Annotated in this window: 13 protein-coding genes; 5 read left to right on the plus strand and 8 right to left on the minus strand. The window is 66.9% G+C overall.

Going from position 1 to position 23,102, the window contains the following annotated elements; translation table 11 throughout:
• Positions 1 to 157: 157 nt before the first annotated feature.
• The 7 genes from AC07PA_RS22345 to AC07PA_RS22375 all read right to left on the minus strand — a co-directional run bounded on the left by AC07PA_RS22345 (position 158) and on the right by AC07PA_RS22375 (position 17,181).
• Complete coding sequence (locus AC07PA_RS22345) at positions 158 to 997, minus strand: sulfotransferase family protein (RefSeq protein ID WP_494606447.1); 840 nt, start codon at positions 995 to 997, stop codon at positions 158 to 160.
• Positions 998 to 1,084: 87 nt separating this feature from the next.
• Positions 1,085 to 6,523 (minus strand): DUF4347 domain-containing protein, encoded by a 5,439-nt coding sequence (locus tag AC07PA_RS22350; RefSeq protein WP_494606445.1) that lies wholly within the window; start codon positions 6,521 to 6,523, stop codon positions 1,085 to 1,087.
• 388 nt (positions 6,524 to 6,911) lie between these two features.
• Positions 6,912 to 7,343: a hypothetical protein gene (locus AC07PA_RS22355; protein WP_007857671.1), complete on the minus strand. Its 432-nt coding sequence runs from the start codon at positions 7,341 to 7,343 to the stop codon at positions 6,912 to 6,914.
• A gap of 119 nt (positions 7,344 to 7,462) precedes the next feature.
• On the minus strand, positions 7,463 to 14,044 hold the full coding sequence (locus AC07PA_RS22360) for a DUF4347 domain-containing protein (protein WP_494606443.1): 6,582 nt from the start codon (positions 14,042 to 14,044) through the stop codon (positions 7,463 to 7,465).
• 437 nt (positions 14,045 to 14,481) lie between these two features.
• The gene (gene efp / locus AC07PA_RS22365; RefSeq protein ID WP_007852467.1) at positions 14,482 to 15,036 is read right to left on the minus strand and encodes an elongation factor P; all 555 of its coding nucleotides are present in this window, start codon (positions 15,034 to 15,036) and stop codon (positions 14,482 to 14,484) included.
• Positions 15,037 to 15,175: 139 nt separating this feature from the next.
• Positions 15,176 to 16,279 (minus strand): elongation factor P maturation arginine rhamnosyltransferase EarP, encoded by a 1,104-nt coding sequence (gene earP, locus AC07PA_RS22370; RefSeq protein WP_494606440.1) that lies wholly within the window; start codon positions 16,277 to 16,279, stop codon positions 15,176 to 15,178.
• Positions 16,276 to 17,181 carry a LysR family transcriptional regulator gene (locus AC07PA_RS22375; protein ID WP_494606697.1) on the minus strand — a complete coding sequence of 302 codons (906 nt, stop codon included), beginning with the start codon at positions 17,179 to 17,181 and terminating at the stop codon, positions 16,276 to 16,278. The genes earP and AC07PA_RS22375 overlap by 4 nt, the downstream gene beginning before the upstream one ends.
• A 142-nt stretch (positions 17,182 to 17,323) precedes the next feature.
• Here AC07PA_RS22375 and AC07PA_RS22380 point away from each other — a divergent pair, with 142 nt between their 5' ends.
• The 5 genes from AC07PA_RS22380 to AC07PA_RS22400 all read left to right on the plus strand — a co-directional run bounded on the left by AC07PA_RS22380 (position 17,324) and on the right by AC07PA_RS22400 (position 22,213).
• Positions 17,324 to 18,529 carry a CaiB/BaiF CoA transferase family protein gene (locus AC07PA_RS22380; RefSeq protein WP_471637449.1) on the plus strand — a complete coding sequence of 402 codons (1,206 nt, stop codon included), beginning with the start codon at positions 17,324 to 17,326 and terminating at the stop codon, positions 18,527 to 18,529.
• Positions 18,526 to 19,548, plus strand: coding sequence for a hydroxymethylglutaryl-CoA lyase (locus AC07PA_RS22385; protein WP_494606438.1), 1,023 nt, complete (start codon positions 18,526 to 18,528; stop codon positions 19,546 to 19,548). Before AC07PA_RS22380 ends, AC07PA_RS22385 begins: the two co-directional genes overlap by 4 nt.
• Before the next feature lie 62 nt (positions 19,549 to 19,610).
• Positions 19,611 to 20,606, plus strand: a complete 996-nt coding sequence (locus AC07PA_RS22390; RefSeq protein ID WP_494606436.1) for a Bug family tripartite tricarboxylate transporter substrate binding protein — start codon at positions 19,611 to 19,613, stop codon at positions 20,604 to 20,606.
• Between the two features lie 67 nt (positions 20,607 to 20,673).
• Positions 20,674 to 21,657, plus strand: coding sequence for a Bug family tripartite tricarboxylate transporter substrate binding protein (locus tag AC07PA_RS22395; RefSeq protein ID WP_494606434.1), 984 nt, complete (start codon positions 20,674 to 20,676; stop codon positions 21,655 to 21,657).
• 145 nt (positions 21,658 to 21,802) lie between these two features.
• The gene (locus AC07PA_RS22400; protein ID WP_494606432.1) at positions 21,803 to 22,213 is read left to right on the plus strand and encodes a DUF2845 domain-containing protein; all 411 of its coding nucleotides are present in this window, start codon (positions 21,803 to 21,805) and stop codon (positions 22,211 to 22,213) included.
• Positions 22,214 to 22,230: 17 nt separating this feature from the next.
• On the opposite strand, the gene AC07PA_RS22405 is transcribed toward AC07PA_RS22400, so the two are convergent.
• Positions 22,231 to 23,094: a DUF3626 domain-containing protein gene (locus tag AC07PA_RS22405; protein WP_494606430.1), complete on the minus strand. Its 864-nt coding sequence runs from the start codon at positions 23,092 to 23,094 to the stop codon at positions 22,231 to 22,233.
• Positions 23,095 to 23,102 lie beyond the last annotated feature (8 nt).

Below are 23,102 nucleotides of genomic sequence, written 5' to 3' on the forward strand. Positions count from 1 at the left end.
AAAGAAACATGAGGGTCAACAAAAAAGCTGCCATGTTGCAGCCCTCGTAACATCTTGATTCCAATCACCATGGCCCGCGCCACCGCAGGCCGGACGCGCCCTTGAGCGCATGCCGATGCATGCCATGCAGGGGCCGTCCAGGCGGCTGTGTTGCCGTCTACGTTGCCTTGGCCGTGATGACGCTGGCGCGGCTGTTCGCCTGGTCGTGCCAGAACGACAGCTTGCCGTATTGTTCGAACAGGTCGGGCGGCAAGATGGTCTCGCGCCGCTCCAGGCACACGGTGGGGCGCACCTTGTGCAGGCCGTGCAGGCCCAGGGCTTCGTCGAAGTCGGGGGCGTCGTACTGCACTTTCTCGAAGTTGTGCTCGAAGGCCGGCTCCTGTAAAAACTGGTAGATCAGTGGCAGCACCTTGTGCGGCGCCTGTGCCAGCAGGTCATAGTCCACCAGCAGCAAGGATGCGGCGTGCTCGCCATAGAACGCCTCCTTCAACGCCGTCCATGGGTAGCCCACCATTCGGTTGCGCTGGGCCAGGGTGTCCACGCGGCTGTAGACGGTGTTGCGTTCGGTGTCGTCGTTGAACAGGCGGGTGATCTCGAACGGGTTGGCGCGGTAGCGCCGCTCGATGCTGTCCATGACCCAGGCCACGTTGCGCACGCAGGCGATCAGCTTAGCACCCGGGAACATCTCCATGAGGGCGGGCATCTGCGCGCTCCACATGCGGTTGGTGTCGAAGATGACTTCCTTCTCACCCGCCTGGTCCGCGTAGTAGCTGTCGAACAGGCCGCGCGCCAGTCGGTGGCGCTGCGCGCGGCTTACCACCGGGCCAAACTCACTGCCCGCACCCAACTGGTTGAGCATGCCGCGAAACAGGCCCCCAACGGGGCTGCTCATGCCGGCATGAAAGCGCGGGTTCTGCAGCAGCAGGGCCGACAGCAGGGTGGAGCCCGAGCGGGGCAGGCCGGTAATGAAGTGGTAGCGGGGCGAGTGGGCGGTCATCGGTGCAGGAGCCTGGATGGGAGTGAGGGGACTATCTCACAACCACCCCGGCCCCGCGCCTTCGGGCGAACCCGATTTCCTCTCTGATCACGCGAACTCGATCCCCTTGGCGCTGAGCCCCACCAGGTCGATGCGGGTGGCATTGGCATCCAGGTTGGCAGCCATCACCACCAGATCGGCAGCGGACACCCCACCGGCCATGATGTCGGTGAGCAGCTTGAGCTCGCCGTCCGTGCCCGCGCGGCCCACAATGCTGGTCCACAGCGTCTGCGCAATCTGCGCAGGCGTGCTCGCCCCCAAGATCTGCAGCCCCAGCCCCGCGATGGTCTGGCCGCTGGCCCCGGCATCGAGCAGGCGGATCACCTCGCCCACCACGCCCTTGTTGGCCAGCATGCCGGGGCCGGCCAGGGCACCGAGCAGCTTGGCCGCCTGGCCGGCGTTGCCGGCGAGGTCCAGCGCCAGCTTCGTATCGCTCAGCGTGACCCGCTCCACACGGGTCACATCCAGCATGGCGCCGTCGGTCATGCGCTGCAGCGTGAAGGACCCATTGGCGTTGTGCTGCACATGGGTCTGCGCCAGCGTGGCCGGGATGACCACGGTGTCGATGCCCGCACCGCCATCCACGAAGCGGGCTAGGCCCAGGGTTGGGCTGATGGTGTTGTGGCCGGCGTCCCCGGTCACCGTGACGTCGCGGATCGCATCCACGCGAATCGCTCCTGCCGCAGCCATGCCCTCCAGCAATTGCGAGGGCGTTTTACCGGCCGCCTCGGTCGGGAAGAACTGCACGAACAGCGTTGCCACCTCCAGCGCCGTCTTGCCCGTCAGGCTCTGGATGATGGCCCCTTCGCCCTGGTTCAGATCGCGCCCCAGCCACTTCTGGAACAGATAGGCCCCGGCTTCTTCCGCAGCACTGTGTGCCACCGTGAGGCTCGGTCCGGTCGCAAACCGCACCTGCTCCACATCGAGCAGCCAGTCCGAGACACCCGAAGTGGTGTGCGTGAGCTTGATGCCCGCGCCATCGAGGGTCACGGTGTAGTCGGTGCGGGCCCCTTCCTGGATCGCCACGTCAAAGCCCGTGCCGCCATTGAGCTTGTCGCTTCCGATCCCACCGGAGAGCAGGTCATTGCCGGCACCGCCAAACACGATGTCGTCGCCCGCATCGCCATACACCTGGTCGTCACCGGCCTCGCTGCCCACCACATCGTTGCCGCCACCACCATGGATGATGTCGTCGTCCGGGCCCAGCACGATCCACTGGGCTGCACCGTCACCGCTGGCCGCGTTCTGGCCCACGCCGCCGACGATGCGCACGGCACCCACTACGGCGATGAACTCGATGTTGTCCACCTGGATCACAGTGCCCGAGGGCAAGGCACGCGCATCCACGATCACCGCCTGCTTGCCATCGGCCGGGTTGGAGCTGCCATTGATCACCAGGGGCTGTGAGCCGTCATACCCGGCACCGATGGTGGGCTTCAAGATCTGCACCGACAGCGGCTCGTTGGGTGCCAGCGTGGCATAGAACACCTGGCCGGCGTTGGTCAGCTCGGGGCTGTTGCCGGCAATGCGCTCGATGCGGAACCCGAGTTCGGCCAGGGCGGCAGAGCCCATGGTCGTGGTGGTCAGGCCCTCGGCCTGCAACCCGACCCCGGTGGGCACACCGACCGAGACGATGGGGGTACCGCTGGGCGAGGTGACCAGGGGGATGTCGGCCAGGGGCGAGGGGGTGCCGGGGGTATCGGGCCGGGTGGGCACCACCACCGGGATGGTGATGATGGTGGCGCCACCAGGGCCGGGCTCGGTGGTGACGGGCACGCCGTCCACGGTGGTGGGCGGTGGAGGAGTGGGGCCGGGAGATGAGATCACTCCCACCGTGATCGAGATGGTGTCGGTATCGGTCTGGTTGCCACCCGTGCCCGTCAGACCCTGGTCGTCCGTGGCGATCTGGATGCTTGCCATGCCGTTGTAGCCGCTGGCCGGCGTGAAGCCCATGCCGTTCAGGGCCGTGTTGATGTCGGCCCGCGTACCTTCGAAGGTCATGGTGGCATCACTGGTGCCGCTGCCCACCAGGAAAGCCAGGCCGGTTGTGCCGGACAGGGTCAGCAGCCCGTTGGTCGCGGTCAACGTGACCTTCACGCTGCCAGCGCCGCTGTCCGCATCGCTGATGGAGACCAGATTGCCATTGCCGGTGTTGAACACCAGCACGGTGTTTTGCGGTGTGGCCTGGGTGGCGGGAGCCTGGTTGACCGGGGCGTCGTTGCGGTTCGCTACGGTGACGGTCGTCGTCGCGGCGGTGCTGCTGGAGTTGCCGTCGTTGACCGTGAAGCTCACGGTGCGATTGGCGGTGTTGGGCGTGTCCGAGCTGTTGGTGTAGGTCACCGAGCGCAGTGCGGCCTGCCATTGCAGCAGGGTCGCACTCGCCCCGCTGGAAGTCAGCGTGAGTTCGCCGGTGGCAGCGTCGTACGACGCGTTGATGTTGCCCATGGTGGCGGGGATGTTCGTGAATCCCAGCACGTCCTGACCGGCTTGGAAACTGCCCGTGATGCGCACCGTGGCGCTGGCGAAGGTGTTGTTGTCGGCATCGCTGATGGTCAGGCCGCTGTCGACCACCACCGGAGTGCTCGCAGTGTTGGCACCTTCGGTGAAGGCGGTGGTGCCACCGCTGGCCGTGGCGATCGGTGTCTGGTTGGTGGCAGCCACGGTGACGGTTTTGGTGGCGGTGTTGCCATCGACCGAGCCATCGTTGGTGGTGAAGCTGATGGTGCGGTTGGCTGTGTCGGGGCTGGCCGAGGTGTTGGTGTAAGTGACCGCGCGCAGCGCGACCTGCCACTGCGCCAGCGTGGCCGTGGCGCCTGCGGACGTCAGGGTCATGACGCCCGTGGCGCTGTCGTAGCTGCCGCTGATGTTGCCCATGGTGCCGAAGACGCTGGTGAAGGCCAGTTCGTCTTCTCCGCTTCGGAACGCACCGGTGACGGCGACCGTGGCGCTGGCCAGGGTGGTGTTGTCGACGTCGGTCACGGTGAAGCCGCTGTCCACCACGACGGGGGTGCTGGCGACGTTGTTGCCTTGTAAAAAAGCGGTATTGCCGCCGGATGTGGTGTCCACCGGCAGGTCATTGACGCTGCTCACGCTGAGGCTCGCCTGGGCAGTACCTGTGGAAAACGCGGTGGTGGCTCCGTTGGTAGTGGTGCTTGCCACATTGCGGGTTGAATTGGTGGACGCGGTGCCACTGGTCTGATCCCAGGCGCGCACGGTCAGGATGGCCGTTTCGCCATTGGCACTGTCGGGAACATAGCGCACCTGGGTGGTGGCCGAGAGCAGCAGTGCGGCCGAGGCGCTCACGGAGCCCACACCATTCCACGTCACCCCGTCGGTGGAGTATTGCCAGGTGCCGTTGCCACTGCCGGCTGTGACGGCGACGCCGCTGCCTGGGCCATCCACGTCGCCGTGGGTCAGGCCGGTGAGCAGGGTGGACACCAGCGTGCCGCTACTCGTGGTGTCCTCATCGGTGGGTGTCAGCAGAGCCGGGCCGCCGGAGAGCGTCGGTGCATCATTGACCGCCACCACGGTGACCGTGGCGGCGATGGCCAGGCTGGCCGTGTCGATGCCGCCATTGGCCGTGCTCCCGCTGTCCTCAATGGAGGTGAGCGTGATGACGCGGTTGGCTGCGGTGGTGGGCGTATTGCTGGTGTTCTGGTAGGTCACACCGTTCAGCAGGGTCTGGGCTGTGGCCGCGGAGACCCCGCCGGCCTTGGTGAGCGTGACGGTGGCGGTGCCCGCCGCCACGGTTACCGAGTAGGCGATGCTGTTGGTCGAGGTGGTTTCGCTGTTGCCGTTGGTCAGGCTGATCTGCGAGCCATCCAGCACCAACTGCTCGTTCGCGCCATCCGCCACGCTGGTGACGGTGAACCGCATGGCGGTGATGGTTTGCCCGGCTTCGACCGTGCCGACAGCTGCGCCACTGAACAGGGCGACGGCAGCGCCGTTCTCGGTGTAGGTGGGTGTACTGCCCGTGGCGCTGGCCGTGGGGGCATCGTTGACAGGGGTGACTGAAACTGTGGAAACGCGGGTGGGCGAGGCGGTGTTGTTGGTGCCGCCGCTGTCCGTGATGCTGGTGATCGTGACCACGCGGTTGGCATTGCCGGGGTCCTGGCTGGTGTTGCGGTAGGTCATGCCGTCGACCAGGGTGCCCATCTGCGCGTCGGTGCGTGTCATGCCCGTTGCCGTGACCGTGGCGGTGCTTCCAGACACGCTGACGCTGTAGCTGCCGATGCCGGTCAAGGTGCCGCTGTTTCCATTGACCAGGGCGACATCGGTACCTCCGATGGTCAGTACCTCCGAGCTCCCATTGGTGACATTGCTCACTGTGAGGACCATGCCCTTGAAGGTCTGGCCAGCGTCGTTGGTGGCGGCTGTGACGGTGTTGAACAGATCGACGGTGCTGGCGTTCTCCGTGAAGCTGGGGTTGCCGCCAGTGGCGGCAAGAGACGGCAGGGTGAAAATGATGGGGGTATCGAAGTCGATGTCGTCCAGCGAGACGAAAATCTGCGGGTAGCCTATCGCCGTAGCCGAGAAGGTGAAGCTGGTTATGTTGTAGAAGTCGGTATTGCTAGAGAAGTCGTAAAGCTGGTACTTGGTATCGGTGGTGAAAGTCAGCGGGTTGCCACCCTGCGGAGTGAGGGTGTAGTCAACAAAAGGCGTCCCCGATATGACGCTTTCCTCAACGAGGAAACTCAGTCCCTTCAGTCGAAAGGCGCTGCCATCGGTTGCGCTGACGGTGACGGTCGCAGCCCCGATTCCGGCCGTATCCAGCATCAGGTAGGTGCTGTTGGTTGGTGAAAAGGCACCTGGGTTCTGAACCATGTGTTCGTACCCCGATCCTCCAGTGAGCGTGTACCGGACGCCGTTGTAGTCCAACGTCGAGGTGACGCCGCCAACCTGTCCGGCCGCGACAGCAAAGTTCTGGTCCGCAGGCGGCGCCAGGACCTGTTGGTACTGCGCCAGCCCCGAAAGCGGTGCGGTGCCCACGGCGCCATGCTGCCGGTCCAACCGCCAATTGCCGCCCAGGTGGGCAGCCCCCACCAGGTCGGTGGCCGCAGCCACATGGGCGCCTGTGGCCAGCGCCAGCGCCTGCACGAAGTCGGCGCCCACGTTGCCTGCGCCAGCCTGGCAGCCATACACCAGGATATCGCCATCTTCGGCCAGTGCCGACCCGATGTCGGACAGCACTTGCGCATGTTCGGCCACCAGGGCGGTGGTCAACTGCAGGCTGCCCAACAGCAGGCTGCCCGGGGTGCCATGGCTCAGCACATGCAGCGCAGCGATGCCACTGCGCCCTTGCAGATGGGCGGCCATCTGCGCCAGGCCATCGCCCCAGCCATCGAGCACCACCACCTCGGCCCCGGCGGGGGCGGCGGCCGCCAGGGTCTGCCAGTCGTGCAGGTCATCGAAGACAAACACCATGGATTGCGGCGATGCGCAAGCGCCCTGAGGCTGGTGGTGCTGGTCGATGGCGTGGCGGGTCATGGGCTATTCCTCGGGGATGGGGCGGCCCATTCTTTCTGCTGGTGCAGAGCCGCCCTGTTGTCGGTGGGGTCGGGAAGGCGCGCGCGATCCAGGCCGGGCCGCAAGGCCTGGCAGGATTCGTCACGAGAACTGCGCGCGCTCCCGGCGCGGGGTCACAGCGGGCACCCGCAGGTGCATGTGGAAAGGGCCGCCGCAAGGGGCAGGCGCCTCGTTGTTGTAGTCGACCAGCTGCTCAGCTGATTATTACCAGAAAGTAATTTTTATTACAAAAGTGAATTGCCATCGGGAGCCTGGCGCCGGTCTGGGCAGGCTGCGCTGGCACCGGGCGTGACCTGGCGCGACAGGCATGCCGTTTTGGAAGGGCGCAGGCCTTGGTGAGGGAATCAGGTCAGCGCTGCAGCGCCTGGTCCGGGCGTTGCCGGTACAGGGCAAAGAACTCGCTGAGCGAAGCCGCCACGCGCACGGGTGGGTTGCCAGGCTGCAGGGGGTCGGCAAAGACTTCCGACTGGCCGCTGTCCGTGGTCCGGAGCCGAAAGACGTGGCTGTGGGTAAGGAAGTCTGCAAACTGCACGCCCCATTCAGAATGCTGCCCCTGGTTGGCGCGGCTGACTTCGTCCAGCGACCACAGGCGCCAGAACTCGCCGTCCATGGTCGCCATGCCGCCCAGGGTGGTGTACAGGGTGAGCACTTCGGGGGTGGCGGGCTGGCCCAGCTGGGTAAACAGGGCCTCGATCTGCGCGGTCTCCTCGGGTGGCAGCAGATCGGCCCCGTCGATGCGCCAGCGGGGAAGGAGTGCGCGGAGATCGGCAGACAGGTCCATGGCGGAATTGTCCGCCGGTATTGTGACGCCTGCAAGAATTCCATGGACCTGACTGCGCAGGGCCCTTGGAAAGCTGCCGGGGCCGGCCGTACCTTCAGGCGAACTCGATCCCCTCGCCGTCAGGCGAACTCAATCCCCTTGGCCGTGAGCCCCACCAGGTCGATGCGCACCGCATTGGCGTCCAGGTTGGCCGCCATCACCACCAGCTCGGCAGCGGACACCCCACCGGCCATGATGTCGGTGAGCAGCTTGAGCTCGCCGTCCGTGCCCGCGCGGCCCACAATGCTGGTCCACAGCGTCTGCGCAATCTGCGCGGGCGTGCTCGCCCCCAAGATCTGCAGCCCCAGCCCCGCGATGGTCTGGCCGCTGGCCCCGGCATCGAGCAGGCGGATCACCTCGCCCACCACGCCCTTGTTGGCCAGCATGCCGGGCCCGGCCAGGGCCCCCAGCAGCTTGGCTGCCTGGCCGGCGTTGCCGTTGAGGTCCAGCGCCAGCCTGGTGTCGCTGAAGCTGACACGCTCCACCCGTGTCACATCCAGCATCGCCCCATCGGTCATGCGCTGTAGCGTGAAGGACCCATTGGCGTTGTGCTGTACATGGGTCTGGCCCAGAGTGGCTGGGATCACCACGGTATCCGTGCCCGCACCGCCATCGACATACCGCGCCAGGCCCAGCGTCGGACTGATGGTGTTGTTGCCGCCGTCCCCGGTCACCGTGACTTCGCGGATGGCATCCACGCGAATGGCGCCCGCACTGGCCATGCCCTCCAGAAGTTGCGCAGCCGTCTTGCCAGCAGTTTGCGTCGGGAAGAACTGCGCGAACAGCGTAGCCACCTCCAGCGCGGTCTTGCCCGTCAGGCTCTGGATGATGGCCCCCTCGCCCTGGTTCAGATCGCGCCCCAGCCACTTCTGGAACAGATAGGCCCCGGCTTCTTCCGCAGCGCTGTGCGCCACCGTCAGGCTGGGTCCGGTCGCAAACCGCACCTGCTCCACATCGACCAGCCAGTCGGACACGCCCGAAGCGGTATGGGTCAGCTTGATACCAGCGCCTTCGAGGGTCACGGTGTAGTCGGTACGCGCCCCTTCCTGGATCGCGACATCGAAGCCCGTGCCGCCATTGAGCTTGTCGCTGCCAGTGCCGCCGGAGAGCAAATCGTTGCCTGCACCGCCAAACACGATGTCGTCGCCCGCATCGCCATAGACCTGGTCATCGCCGGCCTCGCTGCCCACCACATCGTTGCCGCCGCCGCCGTGGATGATGTCGTCGTCCGGGCCCAGCACGATCCACTGGGCTGCACCGTCACCGCTGGCCGCGTTCTGGCCCACGCCGCCGACGATGCGTACGGCACCCACCACGGCGATGAACTCGATGTTGTCCACCTGGATCACCGTGCCCGCGGGCAGGGCACGCGCATCCACGATCACCGCCTGCCTGCCATCGGCCGGGTTGGAGCTGCCATTGATCACCAGGGGCTGTGAGCCGTCATACCCGGCACCGATGGTGGGTTTGAGGATCTGCACCGACAGCGGCTCGTTGGGTGCCAGGGTGGCATAGAACACCTGGCCGGCATTGGTCAGCTCGGGGTTGTTGCCGGTGATCCGCTCGATGCGCAGACCCAGTTCGGCCAGGGCCGCAGAGCCGGTGGTCGCGGTTGTCAGACCTTCGGCCGAGAGGCCCACGCCCGTGGGCACGCTGACCGAGACGATGGGCCGGCCACCGGAGCCCGTGACCAGGGGGATGTCGGCCAGTGGGGTGGGAGTGCCAGGGGCGTCCGGGCGGGAAGGCGTGACCACCGGGATGGTGGTCACGGTGGATCCGCCGGGGCCGGGTTGGGTGGTGACGGGCACGCCGTCCACCGTGGTCGAGGGGGGCGTGCCGCCGTCACCGGGCGCGGGGGCGGATCCCGTCGTGAAGTTGAGTGCGGTGGGGCTGATGATCTCGTCGAAATAGTTGCCCACGCCGTCCTTGACGATCCCGAAGTCCGCCAGCAGGTAGTAGTCGGTGTTGTAGGCCAGGTCGCCATGGGGGTTGAGCGTCAGGGTGCTTCCGCTGATGCTCACCGTGCCCCCCAGGCTTCCCTCTCCGTTCGTGACGTTGAACTGCTCGACCAGCGAGTTGTCGCTGGTCTTGCGCAGTGTCACCAGGCCTTCGGCGGCAGTCACGTTCTCCGAGAACGTCAGCGTGAGGTTGCTTGAGGCGCTCACTCCCGTTGCATTGTCCAGCGGCATGCTGGAGGCCAGCGTAGGTGCCAGGGTGTCGATGACGATGGCCTTGTTGGCGCCCAGTGAACCGGGCGACCCAGGGGCCATGAGCGTCAGGGTGGCGGTGTTGCCAGCCGCATCCTTGATCGTGCCGCCGTTCAGGGCCAGCGCCGTTGTGCTCTGGAAGTCGAGGTCTGCGCTGTTGTCGCCTGGCTGAATGCTGTAGGTAAAGGTCAGCGTGTTGGTGGTGCTGCCACCGGTATAGCTTGCCACTCTGTCGACAGCGCCCGTCTCCAGGGTGAGTTGCGGTGTGCCGGTGACCGTGACGGCTTCGCTGAAGACCACTTGCACCACGACGTTGCCCCCTGCATAGCTGCCGTTGGCCGTGGTGGATGTGACCGACGTGACCGTGGGGTTCGTGATGTCCACGTTCATGGCGATCAGCTTCGATGCCGTATTGCCGTCGGAAGTGCCATCGTTGGTGGTGAAACTGATGGTCCGGTTGGTCGCATTGGGCGCGGTGGAAGTGTCGGTGTAGGTCACCGAGCGCAGCGCGTTCTGCCACTGGGCCGTGGTGGCGGTGGCACCAGCGGAGCTGAGCGTCAGCACGCCGGTGGCGGCGTTGTAACTGGCGCTGATGTTGCCCATGGTGGCCGGGTTGTTGGTGAAGGCCAGTTCATCCTCACCGTTCTGGAAGCCGCCGGTGATGGCCACCGTGGCGCTGGCCAGGGTGGCGTTGTCGCCATCGGTCACGGTGAAGCCGCTGTCCACTGCCACAGGCGGGTTGCTGCCGCTGCTGCCCGCGGTGAAGCCGGTGGAGCCTCCCGAGGTTGTGTCCACCGGTGTGTCGTTCACAGCGGCCACGCTCACGGTCTTGGTGGTGGCCGTGCTGTCGGTCGATCCGTCATTGACGACGAAGCTGACGGTGCGGTTGCCGGTGTTGGGGCTCTCGGAACTGTTGGTATAGGTCACCGACTGCAGCGCGGCCTGCCACTGCGCCTTCGTTGCCGTGGAACCTGTAGACGACAGGGTCAAGACGCCGGTGCCGCTGTTGTAGCTGGCGGCGATGTTGCCCATGGTGGCCGGGTTGTTGGTGAAGGCCAGTTGGTCTTCGCTGGTCTGGAGACCGCCGGTAATGGACACCGTGGCGCTGGCCAGGGTGGAGTTGTTCGCATCGGTGACGGTGATGCCACTGTCGACCACCACGGGCGTGCTGGTCACGTTGACCCCTTCGGTGAAGGCGGTGGTGCCGCCACTGGCCGTGGCAATCGGGGTCTGGTTGGTCGCAGCCACCGTGACGATCTTGGTGGCCGTGTTGCCGTTGGCCGTGCCATCGTTGGTGGTGAAGCTGATGGTCCGGTTCGCCGCATTGGGCGTGGTGGAGGTGTCGGTGTAGGTGACCGAGCGCAGCGCGCTCTGCCACTGCGCCGAGGTGGCGGTGGCACCGGCGGAGGTGAGCGTCAGCACGCCGGTGGCGGCGTTGTAGCTGGCGCTGATGTTGCCCATGGTGGCCGGGTTGTTGGTGAAGGCCAGCTCGTCTTCACCGCTCTGGAAGTTGCCGGTGACGGCCACCGTGGCGCTGGCCAGCGTGGCGTTGTCGCCATCGGTCACGGTGAAGCCGCTGTCCACCGCCACGGGCGTGCTGGGGGCATTGTCACCGGTGACGAAGGCTGTATTGCCTCCCGAGCTGGTGTTCACCGGCACATCGTTGGCCGCAGCTACGCTCACGGTCTTGGTGGTGGCCGTGCTGTTGGTCGATCCGTCATTGACGACGAAGCTGACGGTGCGGTTGGCGGTGTTGGGATTGTCCGAACTGTTGGTGTAGGTCACTGACTGCAGCGCGGCTTGCCACTGCGCCTTCGTGGCCGTGGCGCCTGCAGATGACAGGGACAGGACGCCGGTGCCGCTGTTGTAGCTGGCGCTGATGTTGCCCATGGTGGCCGGGTTGTTGGTGAAGGCCAGCACGTCTTCGGCCGTGTGCAGATTGGCCGTGATGCTGGCCGTGGCGCTGGCGAAGGTGGTGCTGTCCGCGTCGCTGAGGGTGATGGCGCTGTCGACCAACACGGGCGTGCTGGTCACGTTGACCCCTTCGGTGAAGGCAGTGGTGCCGCCACTGGCCGTGGCAATCGGGGTCTGGTTGGTCGCTGTCACCGTGACGCTCTTGGTGGCCGTGTTGCCATCGGCCGTGCCGTCGTGGGTGGTGAAGCTGATGGTGCGGGTGACGGTATTGGGTGCAATGGCGGTGTCGGTGTAGGTCACCGAGCGCAGAGCGTTCTGCCATTGCGCAACAGTCGCCGTGGCACCTGCAGAGGTGAGCGTGAGCACACCCGTGGCGGCGTTGTAGCTGGCGCTGATGTTGCCCATGGTGGCAGGGTTGTTGATGAAAGCCAGCTCATCCTCGCCGCTCTGGAAATTTCCGGTGATGGCCACCGTGGCACTGGCCAGCGCGCTGTTGTCGCCATCGGTCACCGTAAAGCCGCTGTCCACCGCCACGGGCGTGCTGGCGGCGTTGTTGCCCTGCACGAATGCGGTGCTGCCGCCCGAGGTGGAGTCCACCGGCGTATCGTTCACCGCAGCCACGCTCACGGTCTTGGTGATGGTGCTGCTGCTGGTGCTGCCATCGCTCACTACGAAGCTGATGGTGCGGTTGCTGGTGTTGGGGGCGTCGGAGCTGTTGGTGTAGTTCACCGAGCGCAAAGCCGCCTGCCACTGCGCCAGCGTGGCCGTAGACCCGGCCGACGAGAGCGAGAGCACGCCCGTGCCGCTGTTGTAGCTGCCACTGATGTTGCCCATGGTGGCCGGGTTGTTGGTGAAGGCCAGCACGTCCTCGGCGTTGTGCAGGTTGCCGGTGATGGACACGGTGGCAGTGGACAGGGTGGAGCTGTCCAGGTCAGAAATGGTGATGCCGGTGTCGACAGCAACCGGTGTGCTGGTGACGTTGTTGCCTTCGGTGAAGGCGGTGGTGCCACCGCTGGCGGTGGCAACGGGCGTGTCGTTCACCGCGGCCACGCTTACCGTCTTGGTGCCTGCGCTGCTGTTGACCGTGCCGTCGTTGACCTGGAAGCTGATGGTGCGGTTGCCGGTGTTGGGGGTTTCGGAACTGCTGGTGTAGGTGACCGAGCGCAGGGCCGCCTGCCACTGCGCCAGGGTGGCCGTGGCGCCTGAGGACGACAGGGACATGATGCCCGTGCCGCTGTTGTAGCTACCCGTGATGTTCCCCATCGTGGCCGGGTTGTTGGTGAAGGCCAGCACGTCCTGGCCGATCTGGAAATTGCCGGTGATGGACACGCTGCCGCTGGCCAGCGTGGAGTTGTCCGCATCGGTGACCGTGATGCCGCTGTCGATGACCACAGGCGTGCTGGTGACGTTGTTGCCTTCGGTGAAGGCCGTGGTGCCGCCGCTGGTGGTGTTGACGGGGGCTGCGTTGGGTGGCACCGCAGCCGCCACCACGATATCGTCGATGTAGATCGAGATATCGGCAGCGCCGTTTTGCTGCACGATCCGCACTTCGTCCACATACTGCCATTGGGAGCCCGAGACCGACACCACGGTGTTGCTGCCATAGGCCGGGGCCGTGAAGTTCTGCGTGGCGCCTGATACTGCGCTGCCGTTCAGGTAGCCAACCAGCCGGTAGGTGTTGGCCCCGCCGCCGTTTTCCACCGTGATGGACACGAAAGAAAACTCTTCTCCGCTGGTCGCCTTCAATACGCCTGCGGCCTGGGTACTGCTGCCACCGGTGTACGTGCCGTTCAAAAATGCCGCTTTGTCGCTTGTGTTGTTGGCCAGCGAAGTGTCGCCCGTCAGGCGCGTGACATCCACGTAGCTGCCAGAGTCCAGGGTTCCTGCCGCATTGAGCAGGGAGAAGGTCCAGTCGTTGATGGGGCGGGCGGCCCCGGTGGTCCCCTGGCTTCGGCCGGTTCCGTCGACCGCCACGCTGTCGAAGCTTTCGCTGGCGGGCGTTGCCAGGACTCCTGCGTAGGCATCGAGCCCGGTGAGGCTTGCTGCCTCGATCAAACCATGGTGACGCTCCAGTTGCCAGGTGCCGCCGAGGTGTGCGGCGCCGATAGGGCGGGTCGACGCCGCCACGTCGGCCCCAGTCGCCAGCGCCAGTGCTTCCACAAACTCGGCACCTGTTTCGTTGGCGCCCACCTCGCAGCCATACAGCAGAATGTCCCCGCCGTCTGCAAGTGCTGCGCCAATAACCGTTAGCGCCAGCGCGTGGTCCTCGATGTCGGCGTGGGTGAGCTTCAGTCGACCCAGGAGCAAGGCTCCCGGCGCACCGTGGCTGAGCAGGTGGATGGCCTGGATGCCGCTGCGCCCCTGCAGGTGCGCCGCCATCTGTGCCAAGCCATCGCCCCAGCCATCGAGCACGACCACCTCCGTACCCTCTGGGGCCGCAACTGCCAGAGATTGCCAATCGTGCAGATCGTTGAAGACAAAGACGATATGGGGCGCCATTGGGGTGCCTTGGAGGATGTACCGGTCGATGTGCGTGGTCATTGGATAGGCTCCTCTCAGATTCAGGGACTGTCGCTTGGGGGGCGGCGATACACCACCGGTTGGCTGTTTCTGGCGCGAAGCAGAGGTCCGCAGAGCGGGCGGTGCCAGGGCGCTGTTGACTGCTATAGGGCGATGCGTCCGGCTTTTGACCGACAGTGATGGTGCATGTTTCGATTTTTCACCAGAAAGTAAATAGGCTTACGAAACGTTTCCGACTTTGGTCCTATCGTTAGCCCCTATTGCTGGCCTTCTTTTGGGCTGGCTCCGGCCCACGGCGCGTGACATGTCGCGCGTTGCTGGGATGCTGGCTTCAGCAGCAGGGAATTGATCGATGTCATGCGCCGGGCTGCCCAACGCCATGGAGAAACAAAAAAGGCTTCCCTCGGGAAGCCTTTTGCTTTTGTGCACCTGCAGCCCACCTGGGCCGCCGGAATTGCTTACACGCGCTTGCGGTATTCGCCGGTGCGGGTGTCGATTTCGATCTTGTCGCCTTGCGAGACGAACAGGGGCACGGGCACTTCGAAGCCGGTGGCGATCTTGGCGGGCTTCAGCACCTTGCCGGAGGTGTCGCCCTTGACGGCGGGTTCCGTCCAGGTGATTTCGCGCTCGACGCTGGTGGGCAGTTCGACCGAGATGGCCTTGCCGTCGTAGAACACCACTTCGAGGGCCATGCCGTCTTCCAGGTAGTTCAGTGCGTCGCCCATGTTCTCGGCTTCGACTTCGTACTGGTTGTAGTCGGTGTCCATGCAGACGTACATGGGGTCGGCGAAGTAGGAGTACGTGCAGTCCTTCTTGTCCAGGATCACGTTGTCGATCTTGTCGTCGGCCTTGAACACGTTTTCGGTGCCGAAGTTGCCGATCAGGCTCTTGAGCTTCATGCGCACGGTGGCTGCACCGCGGCCGCCACGGGCGTATTCGGTCTTCAGGACGACCATGGGGTCCTTGCCGTGCATGATGACGTTGCCGGCGCGGATTTCTTGAGCGATTTTCATAGCAGTTTGGTTGCTTGGGTTGGGGGCCGCTCAACGCACTGGCTGCAAGGTCTGCAGGGCCGGCGCATGTTCCGCGGCGGGATTGCGCGGGGTGCGGGCACCGGGGTGCCGCGCTGTTATTTGCGCAAAGCCTTGGATTTTACCTTTTTTCCAGGATAAAACCTACCAACTGGTCCACAAGGCTGCTTTGACCTGCCAGGCGCGCCCGTGCCGCCTGGATGCAGGCAGTCCATTCGGCCAGGGTTTCACCATCCGGAAGCACCAGCGGGCCGTGGCCGGGGATGCCGTTCCACGCGGCGTGGAAGTCGCGCAGCGAGGCCGGGGCCCCTAGCCAGTCCAGAAAAGCCGCCAGCTTGGCATGGTGGGCGCCGTCGTCCTGCGGGTAGATGTGCCAGACCAGGGCCTGGCCGGCCCAGAGAGCGCGCACCAGCGAGTCCTCGCCGCGCACGGCGTTGAAGTCGCAGGCGCAGAGCAGGTCGTCAAAGCCCTGCTGGTCGGTGGCGTGCAGGTACTGCAGCTGCAGCGCGCCATGGTCCGCCGGCAAGGTGGCCAGTGCGGCCTGCACGGCCGCCGTGGCGCGCCCGGGCGTGACCAGGAGGCGGGTGGGCACGGCGCCGGGCCGCATGGCCTGGGCCAGCAGCTCGGGCAGGGCAGGGGGCTCGTAGCAGAACAGCGACATCCAGCGCCCGGGCTTTGTCGCCGATGGCGGCTGGGCCGCGCGCCAGGCGGTGGCAAAGCCGGGCGGGCGCTGCTGCAGCAGCCCTGGCTCGCGCAGCAGGCCGCCCGTGGCGGGGGTGAAGCCGGGGTAGAAGAACCAGCGAGTCCAGCCCCGGGCGGGGCCGGACATGATGAGCGAGGGCAGGCGGTGGTTGCGCTCCACGTACGACTCGGCCGAGAGGTATTCGAGGTTGATCCACACCGGTTGCCGCTGGTCTGGCGCACGGCCCACGGCCCAGGCCAGGAAGGACTCGGGGATTTCGCAGCCGAAGGCCTCCACCACCACGTCGGGCGCGGCCTCGTGCGCGGCGGGCGGCGTGCCGCCCCACGGGCGCAGTTCCACGCCCGCGTGGCCGGCCGGTGCCATCCAGGCCAGGGCCGAGGCATCGTCCACCCACAGGCGCACGCGCTGGCCGCGCGCGGCCAGTTGGCTGGCCAGGCGCCAGCACACGCCGATGTCGCCGTAGTTGTCGATGACCTGGCAGAACACGTCCCACTGCAACGGGGGCAGGGCAGGGGGCGTCATGCGGCAGGCCCGTCCTCGGCGGGCGCGCGCAGGTGGTCCACCAGCAGGCGCGCCACGCTGGAGAGCGACTCTTCCGAGCGCACGCACAGCACCAGCTGGCGGTGCGCCCAGGGCTCGTTCAGCGTGACCACGCGGATGGGCTGGCTGCCCTTGTACAGCGCGGCGCTGCCGCGCGGCATGACGCCCACGCCCAGGCCGGCGGCGATCAGCAGGCACAGCGCGTCGTAGCTGGTGACCTGCATACGCAGGCGCAGCGGCAGCCCGGCCTCGGATGCGGCCTTGGTCAGCTGGTTGTTGATGGCGCTGCCCGGGTGCGCGCCCACGAAGTCGTAGGGCAGGGCGTCGGCCAGGCGCACGGACTTGCGCCGCGCCAGCGGGTGGTCGCGCGGTACCACCAGGGCCAGCTCGTCGGTGCGGTAGGGCAGTTGCACCACCCGGTCGCCATAGTGGCCGTGGTTGAGGATGCCCACGTCTGCCGCGTTCTCGGCCACCGACTGGGCGATGGCGGTGCTGATCTGCTCCTGCAGCCGCACGTCCACCTGCGGGTGCAGCGCCATGAAGCTCTGCAGCTGCGCCGGCAGGAACTGGCTGATGGCCGAGATGTTGGCCACCACACGCACATGGCCGCGCAGGCCGGCGCCGTAGTCGCGCATCTGCGTGGCGATGCCGTCCAGGTCGTTGAGCACGCCGCGTGCCAGGTTCAACAGGGCATAGGCCGCGGCCGTGGGCTCGGTGCCCTTGTTGCTGCGGGTGAACAGCGCCACGTGCAGGGCATCCTCCAGGTCGGCCAGACGCCGGCTCACGGCCGATGCGGCCAGGTGCTCGCGCGCGGCGGCGGCGGCGATGGTGCTTTCTTCCATCACGGCAACGAACAGGCGCAGGGAGACGGGGTCGAGCTTCATCCATAGGATGTTAACTGCCATGCTGAAACGCGATGGCGGGCTGTCATAAGAGCGTTTTGCCCACAGGGGCTCTTTGCGCATCATGCGGGGCAACACAGGCAAGCCTGATCCCGCAGGCTGCGACATTGGAGACAAGAAAACGATGGGTGCAACACCTACCGCTGCCGCCCTGCAGGGCGTGCGCGTGATCGAGATGGGCCAGTTGATCGCCGGCCCCTTCTGCGGCAAGACGCTGGGCGACTTCGGTGCCGAGGTCATCAAGATCGAAGCGCCTGAATCAGGCGACCCGCTGCGCAACTGGCGCCTGATCAAGGAGGGCACCTCCGTCTGGTGGCAGGTGCAGTCGCGCAACAAGCGCTCCGTGGCGCTGGACCTGCGCCAGAAGGAGGGCCAGGACATCGCCCGCCAGCTGATCGCCGAGGCCGACGTGCTGATCGAGAACTTCCGCCCAGGCACGCTGGAGGGCTGGGGAATGTCGCCCGAGGAGCTGCACCGCATCAACCCCGGCCTGGTGATGCTGCGCATCTCGGGCTACGGGCAGACCGGGCCCTACCGCGACCTGCCGGGCTTTGGTGCCATCGGCGAGGCCATGGGCGGCCTGCGCCACCTGACGGGTGAGCCCGGCCGCGTGCCGGTGCGGGTGGGCGTGTCCATCGGCGACACGCTGGCCGCGCTGCATGGCGCCATCGGCGTGCTCACGGCGCTGTACCACCGCAAGGTCAACGGCGGCCAGGGCCAGGTGATCGACGTGGCGCTGCACGAGGCCGTGTTCAACGTGATGGAAAGCCTGATCCCCGAGTACAGCGCCTTTGGCGCCGTGCGCGAGGCGGCGGGCAGCGCGCTTCCGGGCATCGCCCCGTCCAATGCCTACCCCTGCACCGACGGCTGGGTGCTGGTGGCGGGCAATGGCGACAGCATCTTCAAGCGGCTGATGCAGGCCATCGGCCGGCCCGACCTGGGCGCCGCGCCCGACCTGGCCGACAACGCCGGCCGCGTGGCGCGCGTGGACGAGATCGACGCCGCCATCGGCGCCTGGAGCGCACCGCTCACCGTGCAGCAGGTGCTCGATGCCCTGGGCACCGCCCGGGTGCCCGCAGGCAAGGTCTACACCGCGCGCGACATTGCCGAAGACCCGCACTACCGCGCCCGCGACATGCTGCTCACGCAGCAGACGCGCGACGGCTACAGCGTGCAGGTGCCGGGCATCGTGCCCAAGCTGTCGGCCACGCCCGGCTCCATCCGCAGCAGTGCGCCGCACCTGGGCGACGACACCGATGCCGTGCTGGCCGAGGCGGGCCTGACGGCCGAACAGATCGCGCTGCTGCGCAGCAAGGGGGTGATCCAATGAGTGCCGTAACCCCACAATCTGGCGCATGGGCTGGCGCGGGCAAGCGCATCCACATGCAGGAGGTGGGCCTGCGCGACGGCCTGCAGATGGAAGCCGCCTTCGTACCCACCGAGGACAAGATCGCGCTGGCCAATGCGCTGTCGGATGCGGGGCTGGCCAAGATCGAGGTGACCTCGTTCACCTCGCCCACGGCCATCCCGGCGCTGCGCGATGCCGAGGTGGTGATGCGCGAGATCACACGCCGCACCGGCACCGTGTACACCGCCCTGGTGCCCAACGTGCGCGGGGCCGAGCGCGCCATCGAATCGCGTGCCGACGAGCTCAACCTGGTGATGTCGGCCAGCGCCACGCACAACATCGCCAACCTGCGCATGACGCAGGAGCATTCCTTCGCCGCGCTGGCCCAGGTGGTGGCCACGGCGCAGGCCGCGAGCGTGGCGGTCAACGTATCGCTGTCGTGCGTGTTCGGCTGCCCCATGGAGGGCGAGGTCGCCCCCGAGGCCGTGTTCGGCTGGGTGCAGCGCTTCGTGGATCTGGGCGTGGGCGGCGTCACGCTGTGCGACACCACGGGCATGGCCTACCCCACGCAGGTGGCGGCCCTCACCGCGGCGGCGCGTGCGCGCTGGCCGGGGGTGGAATTCACCCTGCACTTCCACAACACGCGCGGCATGGGCCTGGCCAATGTGCTGGCCGCCATCGATGCCGGGGCCGACCGCTTCGACGCATCGCTGGGCGGCCTGGGCGGCTGCCCCTATGCGCCCGGCGCCAGCGGCAATGTGTGCAGCGAGGAGATCGTGCACGCGCTCGAATGCATGGGCTATGCCACTGGCGTGGACCTGCCGCGCCTGCTGGCCGCCGCGCAACGCCTGCCCGCGCTGATCGGCCACGACATCCCCAGCCAGATCGCCGCGGCCGGGCCGCGCCTGGCGCTGCACCCGGTGCCGGGGGATTTCGCGGCCATCAAGGAAAGGGCGCTGGCGCGCGAGAAGGAGTTGGCGGGGGGAGGGCGCACCACCTAGCCCGCCCACTGCAGCCACTGTTCTGGTTCATTCAAAGAAGACGATCGACAGGAGACAAGACCATGAGCGATTCGAGATCCCATTTCCATCTGCCGCGCAGGGTGCTGTGCGCCGCGCTGCTGTGCGGCGCCGCATTCACCGCCGCAGCGCAGGACACAGGCAAGTTCCCGGGCAAGGCCATCACCGTGGTCGTGCCCCAGGCCGCAGGCGGCGCCAACGATGCCATTGCGCGGGTGCTGGCGCAAAAGCTCGGCGAGCAGCTGGGCCAGCCCGTGGTGGTGGACAACCGCCCCGGCGCGGGCGGCAATGTGGGCACGGCCTACACCGCCAAGACCAAAGCCGACGGCTACACCCTGCTGGTGACGGCCGACAGCGCCCAGGTCATCAACCCCTGGCTGTACAAGAGCACGGGGTTCGACCCGGTCAAGGACTTCGAGCCCGTGGCGCCCCTGGCCACGGCAGGCTATGTGCTGGTGGCGCACCCGTCCTTCCCGGCCAAGAACATGGCCGAGCTGATCGCCGTGGCCAAGGCCAACCCGGGCAAGTATGCGATCGCCTCGGCCGGCAACGGCACGCTCAACCATTTGATCGGTGAGATGCTGCAAAAGGCCGCGGGCATCGAGCTGCAGCACATCCCCTACAAGGGCTCGGCCGCGGCCGCCACCGACGTGGTGGGCGGGCAGGTGCCGCTGTCGGTGCAAAGCCTGCCCTCGTCGATTGCGTTCATTAAGGCCGGCAAGCTCAAGGTGCTGGGCGTCGTCAACGAAAAGCGCGTGGCCGCGCTGCCCGATGCGCCCACCATGGGCGAGACCCTGAAAGGCTTTGGGCAAACGCCGTGGTACGGCATGTTCGCCCCTGCCGGCACGCCGCCTGCCGTGGTGGCCCAGCTGCAGGCCGAGGTGGCCAAAGCGCTGGACCACAAGGACGTGATCGACAAGCTGGCCAATGTGGGCTGCGAACCCTTCAAGGGCACGTCGGCGCAACTGGGCACGCTGGTCAAGGACGACCTGGCGCGCTGGCACAAGGTGGTTCAGGACACGGGCGCGAAAGTGGATTGACGCCCGTGCACCCCTTTCGAAATTCATTGGCAACTGACACAACTGAGATAACGGAGACAAATCCCTCATGACCACCACCCGCAAACAATTCACCCTCCTGGCCGTGGCCGCACTGGCCGCAAGCCTCGGCGGCAGCGCCTTCGCGCAGGGCGGCAGCTACCCCGCCAAGCCCGTCACCCTGGTCGTGCCCACGGCCGCAGGCGGTACCACCGACCTCTCGGCGCGCATGCTGGCGCAGGCGCTGGGTCCGGTGCTGGGCCAGTCGGTCATTGCCGACAACAAGGGCGGCGGCAACGGCGCCATTGCGGCCAGCGCCGTCAAACGTGCCGAGCCCGATGGCTACACCTTGCTCATGCAGTACTCGGGCTACCACGTCATCTCGCCCCACCTGACCAAGCAAAAGCAATGGGAGCAGACCGACTTCCAGCCCGTGGCCAACGTGATCTCGGCCCCGCAGATCATCGTGGTGCGCAACGACCTGCCGGTGAAGACCCTGGCCGAGCTGGTGGCCTACGCCAAGGCCAACCCCGGCAAGCTCAATTACGCATCGTCGGGCAACGGTTCGCTGCAGCACGTGACCGGTGCCATGCTGGAGCAGCAGGGCGGCGTGAAGATGGTGCACGTGCCCTACAAGGGCACCGGCCCCGCGCTGCAGGACCTGCTGGGCGGCCAGGTGGACCTGACCTTCGGCACCGCGCCGCCCTTCATGCCCCACATTGCCGCCGGCAAGCTGCGCGTGCTGGCCGTGACCGGCAAGGAACGCCTGCCCAGCCTGCCCGACGTGCCCACCACGGCCGAGGCCGGCTACCCCAAGGTGGACGCCACCTCCTGGTTCGCCGTGTTCGCCCCCGCTGCCGTGCCCAAGCCCGTGATCGACAAGCTCGCGGCCGATATCCGCAGCGTGGTGCAGAGCGCCGCCTTCAAGCAAAAGGCGCAGGAGCAGGGAGCCACGGCTGACTACCAGACGCCACAGCAGCTGGGCGACAAGACCAAGGTGGAGCTGGCCAACTGGGCCACGGTGGTGAAAACCTCCAAGATCGAAGCCGAGTAAGTACCGGCCGTCAACCCGCCTGCGTGTTCAGCCGTTGAACCTGCAGGGCGCTGACGCCGCAAGGGCCCGCCATGTGCGGGCCTTTTTCGTTGCGGCGTGTGCTCTGTGTGCCAAATTTTTGCGCGTGATGCGCATCCAAACGACCATGCTCCCACCCACTACCTGTTTCCTCGTGTCGTCGCAACGGCTTGCACGCGGTGCCGCGTGCCTGGTCCTGGCGGCCATTGCCACCGCGGGCATGCTGGCGCCCGTGAAGCAGGCCAACGCCCAGGGCCTGGGTTGCGGCGGTCGCCTGGTGGGCGTGGGCGAGTCGCGCGCCAGCCTGGTGCTGAAGTGCGGCCAGCCTTTTGCCACCGACACGGTGTGCATCCGCATTCCCCGCGTGCTGTGGACCGTGCCCCTGCACCCGCGCGAGGCACCCCGCCAGATAGTCACCGAGCAGTGCGAGTACGTGGACGAGTGGACCTACCACCGCGGCCCGGGCAACTTCATGTCGGTGGTGCGGCTGCAGAACGGCGTGGTGGCGCAGATACGGGATGGGGACCGGGTGCCGTGAGGGGCGTGCCCTGCCTATCAAGCCCCTGGTGCCTGCGACAGGTCGCCAAAGCGCGCCAGGCAATGCCACACCTTCTTGAGCGCCTGCGGATCGTGCTGCCCTGACGCCACCGCATCGCCGATAGCGGCCGGCGTCAGCACACCGTGCCGCGCGATCTGCGCGCCCAGCGCGGCAATGGCGGCGCCCCGGTAGTCCGGGTGCCGCAGCAAGGTCTCCACCTCCAGCCGAAACCCCGCATGCCACTCGATGGGGCAGGGCAGTTGGTGCGCCCACTCCTCCAGAGGACTGCCGCGAAAGCACGGGTCCAGCACCAGTGCCTCCACATCCCGCGCCAGCAGCACGGGGCCGTGGACATGGGCTTCGATGTAGCGGTCCAGCGGATCGGGTTGGCTGCCTGCTTCGGCCAGCGCCAGGAGCTGCGCGGCCTGGGCTGCCGTGCCGAAGTGCTGCGGCCCGAACACGCTGTCGGGGTAGCAGAACGTGGCGCGCTGCAGCACCTCGGGTTGGAGGCGCAGGTACGAGGAGCCAAAGCGTGGTGCCGCGCCCGTGGGCCGGGCGCGAAAGTTCAGCGCGCCGTACTTGGGCCGCTCGCCAGGGGCCGCGCCGTCGTAGGCACCGCCAAAGATGCGGCTCTCCCAGTGCCACCGGTCGCCGCCCTCGTGCGCGGTGAGCCCGCCGTTGCTGGTGAGCGTCTCGAACTGGGATCGGTAGCGCCCGTCTTCCCGCAGGGCCTGGAGCAATGGCCGGCCCTGGTGCCAGCGGTCCGGGTGGAATTGCAGGGTGATGCGCGATGCGGGGTCGAGCAGCGCGCCGGTGGCTTCACCGCTGCGCGCATGCACGTGCTGCAGCGCGCGGGCTTGCGGTGAGCCAGGGTGGACCATATCGCCAT

The organism is Acidovorax sp. GW821-FHT09B03 (assembly GCF_059418305.1).